Source organism: Neorhizobium petrolearium (assembly GCF_017873175.1).
In the GTDB taxonomy this organism is placed as follows: domain Bacteria; phylum Pseudomonadota; class Alphaproteobacteria; order Rhizobiales; family Rhizobiaceae; genus Neorhizobium; species Neorhizobium petrolearium.
Genome location: NZ_JAGGJW010000018.1, coordinates 84,877 through 102,334 on the forward strand (window position 1 = coordinate 84,877; position 17,458 = coordinate 102,334).

19 protein-coding genes and 2 pseudogenes are annotated in these 17,458 nt (G+C 60.5%); 7 read left to right on the forward strand and 14 right to left on the reverse strand.

The window, feature by feature from the left end; genetic code table 11:
* Positions 1–659: 659 nt before the first annotated feature.
* Positions 660–833 (forward strand): annotated as a pseudogene (locus J2046_RS33995) (phospholipid methyltransferase); the annotation flags it as partial.
* Here the strand turns inward: J2046_RS33995 and J2046_RS28260 are convergent.
* Positions 829–1,473 carry a TetR/AcrR family transcriptional regulator gene (locus J2046_RS28260; protein ID WP_210057472.1) on the reverse strand — a complete coding sequence of 215 codons (645 nt, stop codon included), beginning with the start codon at positions 1,471–1,473 and terminating at the stop codon, positions 829–831. The pseudogene J2046_RS33995 and the gene J2046_RS28260 overlap by 5 nt on opposite strands.
* Before the next feature lie 116 nt (positions 1,474–1,589).
* On the opposite strand from J2046_RS28260, the gene J2046_RS28265 reads away from it, so the two are divergent.
* Positions 1,590–2,330, forward strand: coding sequence for an SDR family NAD(P)-dependent oxidoreductase (locus tag J2046_RS28265; protein WP_210057560.1), 741 nt, complete (start codon positions 1,590–1,592; stop codon positions 2,328–2,330).
* 133 nt (positions 2,331–2,463) lie between these two features.
* On the opposite strand, the gene J2046_RS28270 is transcribed toward J2046_RS28265, so the two are convergent.
* From J2046_RS28270 to J2046_RS28280, 3 genes are read right to left on the reverse strand one after another with little or no spacing between them, the layout of a single operon-like run.
* A complete protein-coding gene (locus J2046_RS28270; protein ID WP_210057474.1) occupies positions 2,464–3,048 on the reverse strand; it encodes a dioxygenase family protein in 585 nt (194 codons plus the stop codon).
* 51 nt (positions 3,049–3,099) lie between these two features.
* A complete protein-coding gene (locus tag J2046_RS28275) occupies positions 3,100–4,188 on the reverse strand; it encodes an aldo/keto reductase (RefSeq protein WP_210057476.1) in 1,089 nt (362 codons plus the stop codon).
* A gap of 30 nt (positions 4,189–4,218) precedes the next feature.
* Entirely contained in the window at positions 4,219–5,211 is a 993-nt protein-coding gene (locus J2046_RS28280) for an MBL fold metallo-hydrolase (RefSeq protein ID WP_210057478.1), read from the reverse strand.
* A 176-nt stretch (positions 5,212–5,387) separates the two neighbouring features.
* Between J2046_RS28280 and J2046_RS28285 the strand changes: the two genes are divergently transcribed.
* Positions 5,388–6,293: a LysR family transcriptional regulator gene (locus tag J2046_RS28285; protein ID WP_210057480.1), complete on the forward strand. Its 906-nt coding sequence runs from the start codon at positions 5,388–5,390 to the stop codon at positions 6,291–6,293.
* Positions 6,294–6,335: 42 nt separating this feature from the next.
* Here J2046_RS28285 and J2046_RS28290 read toward each other — a convergent pair.
* From J2046_RS28290 to J2046_RS28300, 3 genes and pseudogenes are all read right to left on the reverse strand, one after another.
* Positions 6,336–7,313 (reverse strand): annotated as a pseudogene (locus J2046_RS28290) (MBL fold metallo-hydrolase).
* A gap of 106 nt (positions 7,314–7,419) precedes the next feature.
* Positions 7,420–7,917, reverse strand: a complete 498-nt coding sequence (locus tag J2046_RS28295) for a lipocalin-like domain-containing protein (protein ID WP_210057482.1) — start codon at positions 7,915–7,917, stop codon at positions 7,420–7,422.
* A 48-nt stretch (positions 7,918–7,965) separates the two neighbouring features.
* Positions 7,966–8,799: an SDR family oxidoreductase gene (locus tag J2046_RS28300; protein WP_210057484.1), complete on the reverse strand. Its 834-nt coding sequence runs from the start codon at positions 8,797–8,799 to the stop codon at positions 7,966–7,968.
* A 94-nt stretch (positions 8,800–8,893) separates the two neighbouring features.
* On the opposite strand from J2046_RS28300, the gene J2046_RS28305 reads away from it, so the two are divergent.
* Positions 8,894–9,805, forward strand: coding sequence for a LysR family transcriptional regulator (locus tag J2046_RS28305; protein ID WP_210057486.1), 912 nt, complete (start codon positions 8,894–8,896; stop codon positions 9,803–9,805).
* 86 nt (positions 9,806–9,891) lie between these two features.
* Here J2046_RS28305 and J2046_RS28310 read toward each other — a convergent pair whose 3' ends face one another.
* From J2046_RS28310 to J2046_RS28320, 3 genes are all read right to left on the reverse strand, one after another.
* Positions 9,892–10,218 carry an Atu4866 domain-containing protein gene (locus tag J2046_RS28310; protein ID WP_210057487.1) on the reverse strand — a complete coding sequence of 109 codons (327 nt, stop codon included), beginning with the start codon at positions 10,216–10,218 and terminating at the stop codon, positions 9,892–9,894.
* A gap of 104 nt (positions 10,219–10,322) precedes the next feature.
* On the reverse strand, positions 10,323–10,877 hold the full coding sequence (locus tag J2046_RS28315) for a nuclear transport factor 2 family protein (RefSeq protein WP_210057489.1): 555 nt from the start codon (positions 10,875–10,877) through the stop codon (positions 10,323–10,325).
* A gap of 98 nt (positions 10,878–10,975) precedes the next feature.
* Positions 10,976–12,034: an aldo/keto reductase gene (locus J2046_RS28320; RefSeq protein ID WP_210057490.1), complete on the reverse strand. Its 1,059-nt coding sequence runs from the start codon at positions 12,032–12,034 to the stop codon at positions 10,976–10,978.
* A gap of 96 nt (positions 12,035–12,130) precedes the next feature.
* Between J2046_RS28320 and J2046_RS28325 the strand changes: the two genes are divergently transcribed.
* The gene (locus tag J2046_RS28325; protein WP_210057491.1) at positions 12,131–13,021 is read left to right on the forward strand and encodes a LysR family transcriptional regulator; all 891 of its coding nucleotides are present in this window, start codon (positions 12,131–12,133) and stop codon (positions 13,019–13,021) included.
* A gap of 77 nt (positions 13,022–13,098) precedes the next feature.
* Here J2046_RS28325 and J2046_RS28330 read toward each other — a convergent pair whose 3' ends face one another.
* Entirely contained in the window at positions 13,099–13,278 is a 180-nt protein-coding gene (locus J2046_RS28330) for a hypothetical protein (RefSeq protein ID WP_210057492.1), read from the reverse strand.
* Positions 13,279–13,401: 123 nt separating this feature from the next.
* Between J2046_RS28330 and J2046_RS28335 the strand changes: the two genes are divergently transcribed.
* A complete protein-coding gene (locus J2046_RS28335) occupies positions 13,402–13,848 on the forward strand; it encodes a MarR family winged helix-turn-helix transcriptional regulator (protein WP_210057493.1) in 447 nt (148 codons plus the stop codon).
* Positions 13,849–13,852: 4 nt separating this feature from the next.
* On the forward strand, positions 13,853–14,662 hold the full coding sequence (locus J2046_RS28340) for an NAD-dependent epimerase/dehydratase family protein (RefSeq protein WP_210057494.1): 810 nt from the start codon (positions 13,853–13,855) through the stop codon (positions 14,660–14,662).
* 271 nt (positions 14,663–14,933) lie between these two features.
* On the opposite strand, the gene J2046_RS28345 is transcribed toward J2046_RS28340, so the two are convergent.
* Genes J2046_RS28345 through J2046_RS28355 form a run of 3 tightly spaced genes read right to left on the reverse strand, consistent with a single transcriptional unit; the run spans position 14,934 to position 17,457 of the window.
* Positions 14,934–15,773: an inositol monophosphatase family protein gene (locus tag J2046_RS28345; protein WP_210057562.1), complete on the reverse strand. Its 840-nt coding sequence runs from the start codon at positions 15,771–15,773 to the stop codon at positions 14,934–14,936.
* A 1-nt stretch (position 15,774) separates the two neighbouring features.
* On the reverse strand, positions 15,775–16,575 hold the full coding sequence (locus J2046_RS28350) for a glycerophosphodiester phosphodiesterase (RefSeq protein WP_210057495.1): 801 nt from the start codon (positions 16,573–16,575) through the stop codon (positions 15,775–15,777).
* Between the two features lie 15 nt (positions 16,576–16,590).
* A complete protein-coding gene (locus tag J2046_RS28355) occupies positions 16,591–17,457 on the reverse strand; it encodes an ABC transporter permease (protein WP_210057496.1) in 867 nt (288 codons plus the stop codon).
* Between the last annotated feature and the right edge of the window lies 1 nt (position 17,458).

Below are 17,458 nucleotides of genomic sequence, written 5' to 3' on the forward strand. Positions count from 1 at the left end.
AAAACTTTCTTTTCGACTGTACGTTTTTGCATCCGCGACATGCCTTGGGCGTCTACGTCGATCATCAGATGCGATCTCCGCTATGCTGCACGAATGACGCGCGATATCGCGCAGCGAAATTGGCTTCCGCATGCAAAGTCCCCTCGTCGAATTAAGCTATCCTCAACCAGGGGTCCCGATATCGCTCGCGGCTATAAAGTTAGGTCCGCCAAGTGCCGCGATTGATTCCCCAGAACGGATAGCGCCGCATCGATAGGGGTGCATAGGCCGGAGTGATTTGTCTTTCAGGAAACCAATATCTTTTGCAGAATCTTCCGATATCGATGAAAAAAATCTCCGCTGCCATCCCTTTAGTTGCCAACGCGTTAAGCGCCGCAAGCCGTTTCTCCCGGAACGAAACAGAGAAGGAGCGATCTAACAGTTGCCAAATGCCACGCCTTGGAGATCGGCTGTAAGGGCGTCGGCGCGACCGCCGCGTTTCCTTTCTCCATCGCCATTGATCATCCGGCAACTTTCGCTTCCGTTACGGCAACAAGCGCTGAAGAGAGGATAAAGTCCGAACGGCCTTTCGCGTATTCTTGCGCCGACCATTCAGTTGCGGCCGCCGGTCTTGGCGCCGGACCTCCTCGGAGGATCAAGCATGCTGAAGAGGTCATCCAGAGACCCTCCAGTTCTTCCACGCCTGGCTATCCGAACCGCTCAGGGTTGCGGCCGCGACGCCATCCGGACGGGCGCTGGCGGCTTTGATCGTATCGGAGGTTTCTGCGGAAACCGGGTCAACCCTCGAACTCGGTCCCGGAACAGGGGGGTTCACACGCGCGCTGAGGATCAGGCCTTACCCCTTGTCCCATGATCGATGTTGGCAATGATGCTGTCCCATCCGGCCAGGGCAATCTCGGCAACGGCTTCGAGTTCAGTACGATCCGCTCCATCACGGGCGCGGATCGCCATGCCGCTTTGTACGGTCTGCACGAACCTCGCCAGCTTGGTCGTGTCTGCCGTGGCCTGGAGGTCCCCGTCGCCTTTTGCTTTGTCGAAGCGGGCCTTGAGGAGATCGAAGCCACCTGCGCGGGTGGTTCGCATGAGTTCGCCGAGTTCGGAATGTCCTTCGCGGCCCACCGTGGCGAGCGTCGCCATGCATCCATGCGGCAGGTCGCAATCTCCACCCGTCATGGCAATGGCGGAATCCTGTAGAAATGCCAGAGCCGCCTCCCGCGCGGTCGCGGCCTTCCGGAAGCGGGTCCAGACCAATCCCTCGTAGGTCGTGTAATAATATCGGAGCGCTTCCGCGTAGAGCGCGTCCTTCGAGCCGAAGGCCGCATAGAGGCTCTTTGTTCCGATCCCCATCGCATCCGTCAGATCAGCGATTGAGGTCGCCTCGTATCCCCTGATCCAGAACAGCCTTGTCGCGGCTGCGAGCGCAGCCAGGCGATCAAATTCCCGCGGCCGACCGCGGGTGGGGCGTGTCGGCATCGGGAGATCCGGGGGGGGTGGAGCTTTATTATGCATCGACCACTGCATAAATCCGTTGACGATGCTTTGCAATGGATTTACCGATTTATGCATCGATTGCTGCATAAAAGGAAATGATCATGGAGTTGCTTGGAAAACGCGCCCTGGTGAACGGGGGCTCGCGGGGAATAGGGGCTGCGATCGCGATTGCGCTTGCCGAGAATGGGGCCGATGTCGCCTTTACCTATCGGCGCTCCGCCGATCGGGCCGCGACGGTGACCCGAACAATCGAGGAGAAAGGGCGACGCGGGCTTGCCATCAAGGCGAATAGCGCAGACCCGGAAGCCATCAGCCGTGCCGTCACCGAAACTGTCGCTACACTTGGAGGTCTTGATATTCTGGTCAACAGCGCCGGCATCGGAACGGCTGGGATGACAGCTGACCTACCATTGGCCGACTTACAAGCCATGCTTGATGTCAACGTTCGCGCGCCAGTCCTCTTCGCCCAGGCAGCGATCCCGCACCTCTCATCAGGAGGTCGCATCGTCTCCATCGGCTCCTCGCTTGCCGAGCGTGTCCCATTCCCAGGGGTGACGGCCTACGCCATGTCGAAATCGGCGCTTCTGTCGTTCACACGCGGCCTTTCGCGTGAACTTGGCCCTCAAGGTATCACGGTCAATCTCGTTCTGCCGGGATCGACCGACACGGAGATGAACCCTGCCAATGGCGAGAATGCCGATTATCAGCGCAGCCTCACCTCGCTCGGTCGATTTGGCGAGCCCCGTGAAGTCGCCAGCGCGGTCGCGTTTCTGGCAGGCCCCGCTGCGAGCCTGATTACGGGTGCGGTCCTCAATGTAGACGCCGGCTTCAACGCCTGAGCTACTACCCCCACCATTCGCCAGTCGCTGGGTGATCTGCAATCATGCAGACTGCACTCCTCAACTGGCCCACTTGCTGCAATGGAGGATGCCGATCCTATCGGTACCTTCCGGTCAAACGGACTTGGTTCATTCAAACGACGAAATCGAACCGGCCGAACCGGCCGTCGCCGGTTTGCTTCATGTCGAGGAGGAGTGCCTCGTGAAAGAGCCGATCTCCGGCGTTTCCGGGCTCACCGGGAAAATACAGCTGTGTAGTGAGGACGCGCCCACCCGGTCGCTGGACCTTGAAATGGAAATGGCGCGTTCGGCCGGGATAAAGCGCGGGCACGATGGTGTTGAACCACCAGCGCCCCTGCGCGTCGGTGAACTGGTGTCCGCGAAGGCGGAAGCCGACGCTGTCATAGTCGCCGTTTTCGTCCGCATGCCAGATCTCGACAATGCTTCCGGCGAGCGGCCGGCAGCGCTTGTCGAGGACAAATCCGGCAACCGTTATCCGTTCGCCGTCGAGGGCGTCTGCATGGAGTTCGCGATTGCGCGGCGAATTCGGCCTGAAGAACGGACCAGCTTCCCGCTCCAGAGTGAGGGCGTCTCCGTCGCGACATTCCAGGGTCAGAGGAAGTTCAGGGCCGGCTTGCGCGAATGCCTTGGTCCTGGCGGCGTGGATCAGAGGCAGTGTTAGAAATGCGATCAATAGGGATCTTCGGCTTGAGGGCAAGGTCAGTCTCCAGGTCCTGAATTCACGGGCATCTCGGATGGATGTGATCGGTCATTGCAGTCGTCGCACGGCGTTGGCCTGCGCCTCGCGGATTAGACCGGAATACATATTCTCCTTGCCGGGATACCACGGCATGGAACCGATGGAGCCGAAGCCGGGGATCGTTTCCATATACGCGACCATGCGGGCGCGCATGCGTTCGTCGGGAAGCGGGCCGGTCATCGCCTGGACATTGTCGCTCATATGGTCGGGGTTGGAGGTGCCGCACAGCACGCTGGTGACGGCTGGATGCGCTATGACCCACTTGAGGAAGAACTGGGCCCAGCTCGTCGCGCCAAACTCCTGCGCGAAATCCGGCAGCGGCTGTCCCTCGACCACCTTCATCAGCCGCGCCTTTTCAAGCGGCAGGTTGATCAGCACGCCGACGCCCTTGTCGGCGGCGGCCGGAAGCAGGCGGCGCTCGGCGTCGCGATTGAAGATCGAGTAGTTGGTCTGGATGAAGTCGACGTCGTCGCGTTCGACGATCGCCAGCAATTGCTCCTGCGCGGCCGATTCGTGATGGGTGACGCCGACATGGCGGATCAGGCCATCCTTCTTCCAGGATTTCATCAGCGGGATGATAACAGGCGCATTGGTGATGCTGTGGCATTGCATGAGATTGATCGTGTCGCGCCAGGTGCGCATCTGCGACTGCCTGAAGCTTTCCACCGCGTGGCTTTCGTCGCCGAGATATTCGCCCGTTGCCCAGACCTTGTTGGCGAGGAACATCTCGTCGGAGCCTTCGAATTCGCCCATGAACTGGCCGACGCTGACCTCGGCCGAGCCGTAGAGCGGCGAGGTATCGACCACGCGCCCGCCGGCGGCGACATAGCGTTCGAAAACCTGACGAAGCGCGTCGCGACGATCGCCGGGCTTCAGGTCAAAGGTGAGGAAGGTGCCGAGGCCGAGCGTGGTCACCCGTTCACCGGTGCGGGGCAGGGTTCGGGTCAGCACATCCGGGTTTAGTCCCGACGGGGGTTGCGCAGACGTCGTATCCTGGGCGTGCGCGACGGCAGTGGCGGACGCGGCCAGAGCCAGCCCCGTTGCCGCCGCCCCCACTGTTCCGAGAAAGCCTCGTCGGTTGATCTTCGACTCGTCCATGAAGTATCTCCTGTCTCTCGATCGTCGGCGTCAAAACTGCCAGTTGGCCGGCACCCAGGCGTAGGCACCATCCGTCTTGAGCATCCGGCCGAGGCCGGGGAACGGAAAGTGGAAGCCGAGTACGGGAATGCGCTCAGCGGTCGCCCTGTCGAAGATGCGCCGACGGGAGGCAAGGGCCGTCTCCTTGTCGCGGTCCGGGCCCGGAAGCCAGGGCCTATCGACATTGACGACCGGATGATAGGCAAGATCGGCTGTCAGCAGCAATTGGTCGTTCCCGGAATGGACAAGGAAGGTCGCCATGCCTGGCGTGTGGCCGGATGCGACGATCGTCGTCAGGCCAGGCACGATCTCGGCACCGGCTTCGTAGAGCTCGACATCGTTCATGACCGGCTCGAGGCTGCTTTTGATGGCTGCAGCGAAACGCAGACGGAATTCCCCCGGCACGGGCATGTAAGAGAGATCCGGATCAGTGCGGACGAAGAAATCCCAGTCCGCCTTCGGGACGAAAACCGTAGCACGGGGGAAGGCCTTGCCGCCGTCTGCGGTTCTCAGGTTGCCGACATGATCGGGATGGGTGTGCGAGATGACGATCGCATCGATGTCAGCGGGACCGAGGCCGATCGTCGCCAGGTTTTCAAAGATGCGGCCGCCGTTCGGACCCATCGTCTTGCCGGCGCCAGCCTCGATCAGAATCCGCCGTCCGCCGGTTTCGATCAAAAGCGTATTCAGGTTGAGCGTCATGTGGTCGGTCGAAAGAAATGCTTGCCGCAGAACCTCCTGAAGCTCCGCCTCGGGCGCGTCGCTCGCATAGACGCGAGGCGGGCCGCCGATAACGCCGTCGCTCAAGACGGTCGCGCTGATCTCGCCGAGGCGGAAGCGGTAGTGACCGGCGTTGCCGCTCAACGAGGACGCGGCCTGGGCATTGGCGCTGCCGGAGCCGCCCAGGCTTGGGATGAGCATGCTTGATGCGCCTGCGACAGCGGACAGCATGATAGCGCGTCTGTTGAGGTTGAAGGCATTCATCGGTCTTCCCTTCTTCGTTAGGCACTCTCTCGCTTCGTTCAGTTGTACGGGGCCGGAAATGACCGGTGAAAGGAAGCAGGCAGAGTGCGGCGTTTAGCTTTCCACCAACCATGACACGGGCGCATTGATCTGATAATCTGTGCAAAGTTTATCAAGTTGATTAGAAATACTTCGCAATGGACCCGGTGCGCCTAGACAGCTTCGATGTATTCGTCGCGATCGTCCGATGTGGCGGCTTCCGCGCGGCAGCACTCGAGCGAGGCGTGTCTTCATCAGCCTTGAGCCAAACGATGAATACCCTGGAAGAGGCTCTGGGTATCCGGCTCCTCAATCGAACGACGAGGAGCGTATTCCCGACGGAGGCAGGACAGCGCCTTCTTGAACGTCTAGCACCTGCGTTAAGCGACATCAGGCTCGCGATCGCAGAGGTCGACGAATTGCGGGATAGCCCATCCGGAACTCTCAGGATCAACGCGCCGGCACCGGCCGTCGATCATTTTATCTGCCCGCTGGTATTCGACTTTATGGATACCTATCGCGAGGTGAAGATCGAGGTCATCAGTGATGCGGCAGTCATCGATATCGTGGAACAGGGTTTCGATGCCGGCGTCAGGTTCGGCAGGCAGCTGGCCCAGGACATGATTGCGCTCCCGCTTGGACCCGCGCTTCGTTATGCAATCGTAGCTTCACCGGATTACATCAAAAGGCACGGCCAGCCGCAGGTACCGCACGATCTCGTAAGTCATGACTGTATCAAGCGCAGATTTCCTGGCGGTACTCTCGTCACCTGGCGGTTTGCCGATGGAAACGGAGAGATAGAAATCTCACCCACAGGTCGCCTGACGGTCAGCTCGGCGCACAATGAACTGCAAGCGGCACTGGCCGGCAGAGGAATCGCCCATGTCTTCGATGACTATGCCAAACCGTATGTTCAAGGCGGTCAGCTGGTGGAGCTTCTCTCCGACTGGAGTCCAGTTTTGCCGCACTGGTTTCTCTATTACCCCAATCGCCGCCTTCCGAGTGCTGCCATGCGTGCGTTTCTCGATTACATGAGGAGCTACGACTGGCAGACCAGAACGTGACGGCGCCCGGTCGCGCGGGCTGATCCGCCACCCCAACCCACGTCAGAGCAGAAATTGATAGCTCACCGGCACGAAGCGGAACCCTGCGCCGAGCGGCTCGACATAGCCGATCGATGGATGGGGCATGTGATAGCCGATAAACGGGATTTTCTCTGCAGCCAGCATACCAAAGATCCTTTTGCGACTGCTGGCAGCAGCGCCTTTGTCCATGTCGAAAGAAACTTCCCAATCCGGCTTCTGCAGGGAAGCAACGAAATGGTTTACCGTGTCGCCGGTCAGCAGCAGGTTGCGGCCTGCCGAATCCAGTAGGAACGCCATATGCCCGGGGGTGTGTCCAACGGCCATCACGCTTGTGACACCCGGCGCTATTGTCGCGTTGTCGCCAATGAAGGTCATTTTCTCTCTGAGTGGTACGATCTTCCTTTGAACGGCCGTCGCATGCATGGCAGCCGGAGTTTCTGAAAAATCAGCCGAGGTCCAGAAGTCCCATTCCGCCTGCCCGACCACATATCGTGCCTGGTCGAACGTTGGACGATCGCCTTCCATGAGCCCGTTGATGTGATCGGCATGCAGATGAGATATCGCCACGATCGTCACATCGGAGGGTGAATAGCCTGACTCCTAGATGCGGCTCGCCAGCTGCCCGGTGCCAAACTCCCTGCCTTCAGGCCCGTTACCGGTGTCGAACAGGATGAGGTCGGTGCCCGTGTTCACAAGGACCGGATTGAATTGCCCGATCATCCGATCCGACGGCAGGAAGTTCGCCTCCATCAGAGACTGGACCTCGCCGGCGTCCCGATCGGCACCGAAGGTCGGATGAGGTCCGTCGAATGTCCGCATGCCATCGAGAATGACGGTGATCTCGAACTCACCCAGCATGAATCGGTAGAAACCGCCGTTGGTGATTTCCGGTCTCGGCGGAGCGGCCGCGAACGCGGCCCGTGTCATGATCTGAGGCGTGGGGAACGCCAAGACGGCGGCGGCTCCCGCCTTGAACATGGAACGACGATTGAAGAGCATGGGATTGTCCTCCGGATAGCTCAGCTTCGTTTTTAGTCATGGGCGAAGGGCGGAAGCTCGTCGGCGCAAGGTCGAGACCTTGTCCGAACCATCCACCGTTCGTGCCTCATTTGACGCGCTGCCATTCGATCCTGATTTCAGTCCCCTCCGGCCGCCGAAAATTTTCAGTCATGCGGTCGCCGGCAACGACCAGCGTCAGATCATCACGGGTCCGGACGCTGCCGACCCAGTTCGGAAATGTCGCTCCTTCGACACGGTTTCCGCTGAATTCGCCGTTATCATCAACGGTATAGGTGCCGAAGAACCCGATATTGCGTGATACGGCCATGCGGTTTTCGCCGTCTGTTCCTTCACCGCGAGCATCGGAGGCAAAGCGCGGGGTATCGGCATCGGTGATGACTGCCGAAAAGTGCATGTCCGGAGTGAAGACAAGGAGACCATTGGGGTTCTCGCCATAGGCCGGAATGTCTTGCCCGCCTGGATCAATCGTTGCCGACATCAACTTCCACGTGCCTATCACCTGGTTTCCTGCGGCGGTCTCAGCAAAGGCGGGCGAAGACGAAATGCCGAGGGCGAGAACCAATAGTGCTGATCGAATGGACATGCTTGTCTCCATTGTTTTTGATGTCTGCGCTTATGGGCCTGCCGCGGTTCACAGATCCTGCCGGTCGGCGGAATTCGCCACCTCCTTCTGCGCCTCGAGGGCAGTCAGGCGCGCGGAAAGCGCCTGTGAGATGGAGGAATAGGCCGTGCTACCCAGCGCCAACCGCAATGGCGGCGCCGCGCTCTCGGAGGCCGAAATGATTGCGGCCACGGTGCGCGTCGCATCGCCCTTGATCTCGAAGCTTCCATCGCTGATCGCACGGCGAACGGCGCCGACGGGGGTTTCCTCGTAGGCATCCATGGATTCTGCACTGACGAGATTGGCTCCGAAATTCGTGCCAGTCGGCCCCGGCTCGGCGATAATGAAGTCGATACCGAAGGGAGCCACTTCCTGTGCGACGGATTCGACGAAGCCTTCGATACCCCACTTGGTCGCGTGATAGAGGCTGAAGCCCGGATAAGCGATCTGCCCGCCTTCGGAAGAAACCTGGACGATGCGTCCACCGCCTTGCCTTCGGAGAAGGGGCAGTGCGGCACGGATCAAATGGATGGATCCAGCAAGGTTGGTGGCAATCTGCCGATCGATCTCTTCGTCCGTCAACTCTTCCGCCGCACCGAAGAGGCCATAGCCTGCGTTGCTGACAACCACGTCTATCCAATCGTGACGCTCGAATGCGCCTTCGACGGCCGATGTAATGCTCTCCGGTTCAATCAGATCCAGTTGAACGACATCCAGGCGTTCGCGGTATGCCTGCTCGAGTTGCGTCAGCGTCCCTGGGCGACGGATCGTTGCGACCACCTTGTGTCCCTGCGCGAGCAACTGTTGCGTCATCTCGAGACCGAGCCCCGAGGAAGCGCCGGTGATGAACCATGTCTTGGGCATATGAACTCCTCATCTGTTATCTCCGAATGTAAATCAGCGACATTGGTGATATAAGATCTTCAATATGAGATGACGTGGTGAGGATTAATCACGAATGACGCGTCCCAGTCTGAATGATCTGGCCGCTTTCGCGGCGGTCGCCAGCCACCGCAGTTTCCGCAGGGCTGCGGACGTCATGGGCGTTTCGCGCTCTGCACTCAGCCACGCAATCATCGGGCTGGAGGGAAAATTGGGCGTCCGGCTTTTCAACCGGACAACACGCAGCGTCTCCCTGACCCAGGCTGGCGCACGCCTGCTCGCGCGCCTCGACCCGGTTCTTCAGGATCTCGATCAGGCGCTCGATACCCTCTCGGAGGAACGCGGCACCCCAAGCGGCATACTGCGCATTAATGCGAACAAGAGCGGTGCCCGCATCCTGCTCACCGACGTCGTGCCGCGATTTCTCGATCTCTATCCCGATGTCGAGCTTGATCTGGTTTCGGAAGGTCGGCTCATCGATATCGTGGAGCAGGGTTTCGATGCTGGCGTGCGCCTACTGGAGGCCGTCCCGCGAGACATGGTCGCGGTGAAGTTCGGAGGCGACGTGCGCTTTATCGCTGTGGCAGCGCCGTCCTATATGGACGGGAAAGCGACACCGAACACGCCGGATGACCTGCATGCGCATTGCTGCATCCGCCAACGCCTGCCCGGCGGAAAGCGCTATCGCTGGGAGTTTTCCAGACGCGGCGCTGAAATCGCGGTCGACGTCCCGGGCAATCTCACCCTTGATGACAATGATCTTCTCGTGCAGGCAGCGGTAGACGGGCGCGGCATCGCCTATGTCCCCGAGCACTTCGCTCAGCCGTTTCTAAGATCCGGTCAACTCGTGACCGTGCTCCATGACTGGTGCCCAGCGACACCGGGGCTGGCGCTCTATTACCCGCGCAGCCGGCACGTCCCATCCCCGCTCCGGGCCTTCATCGATATATTGAGACAAGTGGACAGAACCGATACGTCGCGATGGTGAATGGTGCGGCCGACCCTCTTGCATGGATTCAAGAAGACCTGCGGCACCGGAAGCCGTTGCCGCATCGCGGACGCTCGCCCGGTACGTCAGGGCCTCGCTGGCCTGCGTCGCAAGATCATGCCGCCATGGTGCAATGTGTTGGCATCGACGAAATCGCCGTCGGCAGTGAAACCCGTGTCGTCCCAGTACTCGATATGCGTCCCGTCGACTTCGTAGCGGCCTTCATAGGCTCGCTCGCGCTGTCCGCGGGCCTCGACATAGCGTCCGTTCGGCAGAAGTTCATGGCGAACACGGTTGTCGTCGGTGACCCACATGCCGACGTATGGATGGTTCGGCTGCAAATTGGTCTCCTGTGCTTCTGTGGGTTGAAACGAAAGGGTGGCGGCCACGAGTGCTGCAAATGCCGGTCGCATGGTTTGGCTCCATTAAACGTTGAAACTGTCGGTCTGGAGAGGTCGCGCATGGATGCGCGCTGGCGGCTCGGCAGACGTGCCTGCCTGCCGAAGCCGGGCGCCTGTCATTGGGTACGCGGGGCGTTGTTGTCGACGACCTGCTGATAGGCAACGAGGTCCAGGAAGGCTTCCGCATTGACGACGAGGCCTCCCTTCATCTCGAATATCCAGACAAACTGGTTGCGATAAGGCGCGCCCGACGTCGTAGTCGCCGTTCCGTCGAAGCGGATGATGACGGTGTCGCCGTCGGCAAAGATGTCGTGCACCTCCGGCAGGACAGGCGTCGCGAGGCGGCTCGTCAGAGGAAGCGATGCCTGTTCGATGAAGTCCTTCTGGTTGCGATAGGTTCCGGCGACCGGCCCGGAGCCATGGATCGTCCAGACGACGTCAGGAGCGAGAAGTTCCGCGAAGACATAGGTGCCCCCACGCCATTTTTCGAAGGCGGCTTCGACGATACCCTTGTTCCGTTGCTCAATTGCGGCATGATCCGAAACCTGCACCTGCGTCGCCGCGGTGTTGGCAAGCGTTGTGCCCGGCAGGCCGAGCGACAGCAACGCCAGTGTGATCAGAGCTGCACGGCTCCGGCCGGCGACCCGGTCGTATGTCGGGAGAATGGTCATGGTATCGGTCCTTTCCTGTTGCTGAGGGTTTGCTGGGGGCCTATCGACCGGCAATGAAGCTGAGTGCACCGTCGACAGGCCTCATGTCGTTTCCACGGTCAGTCGCGGCGTTCGACTGCGGCGCCGCCGAAGATCAGTTGCTGGACGAGGGGACGTTGCGTGAAGCGAGCGGGAAAGACGGGGCTCGGTGCGCTGACCCGGTTCAGACGATCCAGTTGTTCCGGTGTAAGCACCAGATCCAGAGCTCCGAGATTGTCCTCGGCCTGGGCAAGCGTGCGGGCGCCGATGATGGGGGAGACGACGGTCGGATTGGTCAGTGTCCAGGCAAGCGCCACGCGCGATGGTGTGGAGTTGGCCTCTTCGGCGATGGCTCGAACCTCGTCCGCAATTTCGATCGCACGTCCGTTCAGATGCCCGGACGAAGCGATGACACCCTTCCGGCTGGCAGACACGGTCGCCTCTTGCGAATCCTCGACGTCGGCAAGGGAATATTTGCCCGTGAGCACGCCACCGCCGAGCGGCGACCATGGAAGCACCCCGAGGCCCAAAGCCGCAGCCGCAGGCAGAAGCTCGTGCTCGACGGTCCGCTCCACGAGGCTGTATTCGATCTGCAGCCCCACGAAAGGAGACCAGCCGCGAAAGTCGGCGAGCGTCTGCAACTGTGCAACCCGCCATGCGGGTGCGTTGCAGATGCCGAGATAGAGGACTTTCCCGGACCGGACGAGGTCGTCGAGCGCCCGCATGACCTCATCCGGCTGGGTCGTCATGTCCCATGCATGGAGATAAAGGAGGTCGATGCGATCGGTGCCGAGCTGCGTCAGGCTCTGCTCGACGGACCGCACCATATTCAGGCGGTGGTTGCCTCCGGAGTTCGGGTTGCCCGGTTCGCGCGACATCGTAAATTTCGTCGCTAGAACGATCCGCTCGCGCTTGTCGCCGATGAAGGTCCCGAGCAGGCGCTCCGCGCGGCCGTCGGTGTAATTTACCGACGTGTCCATGAAGTTGCCGCCCCGATCGAGATAGAGATCGAAGATGCGGCGGGCCTCGTCGCCGTCCGCCCCCCATCCCCATTCGGAACCGAAGGTCATCGTACCGAGGCTCAACGGCGAAACGCGCAAGCCCGACCGTCCAAGAAGTTTGTAATGATCAAGCGTCATGTCGACTGTCCCCTAGTTGTAAGACCCAAGGTAGACGCGTCGATGAGAACGAACAACTTGCCCAATGATGACCACCATGGTAACTAATTCTAACCAATGACAATCGACCTGAATGGCATTTCTGTTTTCCTGGCAGTCGCCGAAGCGCGGAGCTTTCGCGTGGCCGCGGAGAATTTGGGCGTCACACGGCCAGCGGTCAGCCAGGCCATCCGCCGTCTCGAAGATCGGCTGGGTGTCGCGCTCGTGCAGCGCACCACGCGCAGTGTCAGCCTCACAGAGGCCGGCGAACGACTGTATCAGCGGGTGGCGCCAGCTATTTCCGAAGTCGGACTGGCGCTCGACGCGACGGCGGACCGCGACAGCGCACCAAGCGGACTGTTGAGGCTGGCGGTGTCATCCATCGCCGAGCAGTTCATCTCAGGGCCGCTTCTGGCGCGTTTCGCGGACACATTTCCCGCCGTTCAGATCGACGTGACCGTCACGGACGAGGAATTCGACATTGTCGCGGAAGGCTATGACGCGGGGGTACGTTTGGGCGAAGTCATTGATCAGGATATGATTGCCGTTCCGGTGTCGGGCGAGCAGCGTCAGAGCGCCTTCGCCGCCCCGTCCTACATTGAACGTTTCGGCAAGCCCGAGCATCCTTCGGAACTCTCTGCCCATCGGTGTATCGGCTGGCGTCCAGCTCCCCACAGCGCACCTTATCGCTGGGAGTTCGGCCAGCATGGGCGCGAGTTCGACGTGGCTGTCGACCCTCAGATCACCACCAACGACATGTGGCTTATGATCCGCATAGCCTGTGCTGGCGGCGGCATCACCTTTGGGATGGAGGACACCTTCAAACCCTATGTCGAATCCGGTCAGTTGGTCCCTCTCCTTCAGGAGTATTGCCCTCCCTTTGCCGGCTTTTTTCTTTACTATCCCAGCCGGCGCAATCTCGCTCCGAAACTTCGGGCACTCGTCGACCATGTGAAGCGGTGGCGATAGCGCCCGCCCATGACATCGCTGTCGTGACAGGCACTACCGGGCGCGGCCAAGTCGATGCGGCCCCTCGAGGGCCACCGTTACCTTAAGGCCGTTGCCGCATCGCGGATGGTCGCCTGGATTGCCCGCTCCATCGCATCGCTTTCGTCGAAGACGGCCGTCATCAAGGTGGCGCCCCTCGGTCCGCACCAGCACGTCTGTCGCGAGTAGCGCGGCCATTTCGCGCTGGAAACACATGCGACCGAGATCGCAGCCATCATCCGCACTTTCCTTGGCGAGCATCTCTAGAGCCGGCACCGGGGGCCGGCGCACATTCAGTCTTGACATTCGTTTGCTACCTTGCGATTGTTGTATGGTAGCAAACAAAATAAAGAGGCGTTCATATGCGGGATGAGGCCGATGCCAACCTTTCCGTGGCAGCATGGACGAAGCGGTGTTACTTCGCGGGCCGCGCCCTCATGGACGCGACCTTGCGGCCTTACGATTTGGGATCCACGCAATGGTACGTGCTCTGGCATCTTGCGCATAAAGGCCCGTCCGTTCAGCGTGATCTCGGGGGCGCCCTCGAACTCGAACGCGCAACCTTAAGCGGGATCATCGCCACTCTGGTTCGTAAAGACCTGGTCGAGCAGACCTCGAGCGGCGAAGATCAGCGCCAGCGTCTGCTGACGTTGACAGCCGCAGGCGAGGCGCTGTGGCGCAAGCTTCCCGATCTTTCTTTCATTCACGAAGCTGCTTTCGGCGGCGTCGATGAGGCCGAGCTGGCCACGACCATCCGTGTCCTGCAATCGGCGACCGAACGGCTGCAAAATCTGTTGCGAAAGGACTGAGCAAATGACCATATTGATCACCGGAGCCACCGGGCTCGTTGGCAAACGACTTCTTCCCCGGCTGGTGGAGGCGGGCTTTGCCTGCCGTGTCTTGTTCCGGGCGGGCAAAACCTGCCCTGAGGGTGTAGAGGCCGCGACGGGCGACATTCTCGACCCTTCAACCCTCCCCAACGCCGTCCGCAGCGTTTCCGCCATTGTGCACCTGGCCGCCGTCTTTCGTACCCAGGACACCGATCTCATCTGGAAAAGCAACCTCGATGGGACGCGCAACCTGATTGCCGCTGCAAAGGCTCACGCTCCCGACGCCCGGTTCATCATGTCGAGCACCAGCCATGTCTACAACAACGACAATCCGCATCCGGGACGAGAAGACGACCCGGTCGATCCACAGCACGCCTATCCGGCGAGCAAGGTGGCCGCAGAGAAGGAACTGCGCGAAAGCGGTTTGAAGTGGTCCATCGTCCGGTTTCCATTCGTGTATGGCGACGGCGACGGACATCTCGAATCTCTTCCCAAATACGTCGGCACCTGGCATCCTGCGCAACGAATGAGCACGATTCACCATCGCGACATCGCCAAGGCGATCAAGCTTGCGCTGGACGGTGCGTTTGATCGGCGCGTCGTGAACGTTGCGGACGAGGCGCCCTCCTCCATCTACGAGCTCGCGGGCCTGCTGGGTAACCGGTTGGAATCAATGTCCGAGCCTCTACCAAATCCGTGGTACTTGCACGTAGACAGTTCTCTTGCCCGTAGCCTGGGTTTTCGACCCAGCGTGAGGACTGTGTATTTCGCGCAGCAAGAGGGCATCCTGTGACAAGTATCGCAGGACCGCGTCCCAAGCCCGAGCCGATCATTTCCGCCGTCGGCGGTGTTTGGTCTGGCTCCGCGATGGATGTAATGGGACCCCAGACCTTATCAATCGGTCGTCTGCCACCCCTCTGGCACCAGCCTACGTCCTAGGTTACGCAGCCGCGGGAGAGATGGTGGCCGGCTGCGGCCGCCTTGCCCATTTCCTTCGATGTCGCCGCGATCAAAGCATCGGCCTCGTCGCAGCGATCAGGGATACGTAGGTGGTGCAGCGCCTTTTAGGCCCCCTGTTCCATAGCTTCGAGCGATTTTGCGGGCAGCGGGACGCGCTCTAGCAGCGGATGCACCTTGTTCAAGAACTCAGGGCTTCCACATGCGAAACGAAGCTTCGATGACAGGTCGATCCCATCCCAATCGATCGTGTGCGAGATACCGAGATTGTCCAGGATCGGCAGTGCTGCCATCACATCCCAGGTCGAATCCCCAAGCGACAGATAGCCATCCGTTTCGCCCATCGCCACTTCGACCAGCGAAATCGTGGCCGCCCCTCCGACGCGGAAGCTGATGCCAAGGTCGTCCGAGATGAAGCGTATGACTTCAAGCCGGTCAGCCGTCGATACCGAGGGATGGAAGCTCAACCCGATCGAGGCTCGCGACAAGTCGAGGGCGGGAAGCGGCTTGACCGGTTTGTCGTTGAGCCGTATCGGCACCGTCTTGCCGCCGACGAGGGTCAGGCCCCGTGCGGGCGCATGGATCACTCCGAATACCGGCCGACGGCTTTCGTAAAGACCGACGGAAACCGCCCAGTTCTGGCCGCCCCGGACGAAGTTGAATGTCCCGTCGATTGGATCGATAACCCAGATACGACCGGAGGTTCCGGGGATTTCTCCGCCCTCCTCACCGAAGATGCCGTCATCGGGAAAGGCTTCCTGCAGTCTGGCGATCAGCAGTTCCTCGACCTGCTTGTCGGCCTCGGTCACAAGATCGAGGTGACCTTTTTTCTCGACTGGAAGGCTCGCCAGCGATTGAAAGTAGGTCAGGGCCAGCTTTCCGGCCTCCCTTGCGATGTCCTCGACGACAGCCTTGACCGCGCAAGCGGCCGAGGCCGAGTTATGCATGTCAGCCACGGGCTCTATCCCTGAGCCTCGTCACTTGCGCCACGTCGTCGCCGAGAAGCTGGTCCAGCTGGCCCTCGCGAACCCATTGCACGACCTGGGCTTCGATATCGGTGCCGTATTGCATGAGCTTCTCGTGATACTGGGCCGGCAGGTAGGTGAATACGGCGAAACCATCCTCATGAAGCTGGTGTGCCTCGCCGCTGGCGAAGTGGTAGACCTCGATGTTCATCGCATCGAGATTCGCCTGCCGAGCAATGGCGGCGGGGTCGATCAGTCGGGAGTGCATCAGGCCAACGGTTGGCACTTCAGGGATCGCTTCCTTCACCGCCTTCAACTGAACGTAGTCGAACGAGGAAAACTGCAGAAGGTCGGCGCAGCCCAATTCATCGATAAGTGCCCTCAGCTTCGGGAAGAAGACGTCATTGCGGTCGTAGATCTTCAGCTCGAGCTGATAGATGATGCCCAGCTCGCGGGCGAGCTGCAGCGCATCCCTGAGAAGCGGCACCCGTTCTCCGGCGAATTCCTCGCTGAACCAACTCCCGGCATCAAGCCTGGATATCTCCGAATAGGTCATCTTTTGCACGATACCGTGACCGTTGGTGGTCCGGTCGACGGTCTTGTCGTGCATCAGCACCAGTTCACCATCGCTCGTGATGCTGAGATCGGTCTCGCACGTGACGAGGCGGCCGGCGTATTCGAAAGCCTTTCGAAACGCGGCGAGCGTGTTTTCCGGAGCGCCTGCGCTATGACCGCGATGGCCGCCAAGGCGCATCGTCTCGATGGTCATTCTAAGCGGATTCATCATATTTTCCTTTCGTTAGCGGAGCCGCGCATCGAGACGATCGCGCAGGTAGTCGCCGAGCAGACTGATGGAGAGGGTCGTGAGGACGATGACGGCGCCGGGGAAAGCTGCGAGCCACCAGGTGATCGCCAGATAATTCCGGCCGTCGGCCACCATCAGTCCCAGGCTCGTTTCCGGCGGCTGGATGCCGAGCCCAAGGAAACTCAAGCCGCTTTCCAGCAGGATGATTTCAGGGAAGTTCACGGTGAACTGCACGATGAGCGGGCCGGCGATGTTCGGCAGCATGTGACGGAAGTAAATGCGCATCGACGGGACGCCGACAATGCGAGCCGCTTCCGCATAGCCCTCTTCCTTGGCGCTGATGACCAGGCCGCGGGTCAATCGCGCATAACGTTCCCAGCTCGCGAAACCGACGAGAAAGACAAACAGCAGCGGGCTGGTCCCGAACAGGGCGAGCACGCTGAGGGCGACGATGATGAAAGGCACCGCCGCCATCGCATCGGCGAAGCCCATGATGGCGTTGTCGACCCAGCCGCCGAAATGGGCGGAGAGCAGGCCGAGGCTTATTCCGATCAACGCGCAGATCACCGATCCCACCAGCGCGATCATCAAGGTCGTCTGGGTGGCGACCAGCAGATTGCTGACGACATCCCGCCCCAGATAGTCGGTCCCAAGCAGATGCGCAGCAGATATGAATGGGCGCGCGAACCGTGCCAGAGGATCCTGATGCGCATAGTCGTAAGGTGCCGACCAGTGGGCCGTAATGCCGATGATCACCGCGATGGCGATCCATGCGCAGCACAGGGCGATACTGGCCGGCATGCGGTGGAAAGGCGCCCACACCGTGCTCCTGAACGAGCGGGATGATGTCGCAACCGCCATG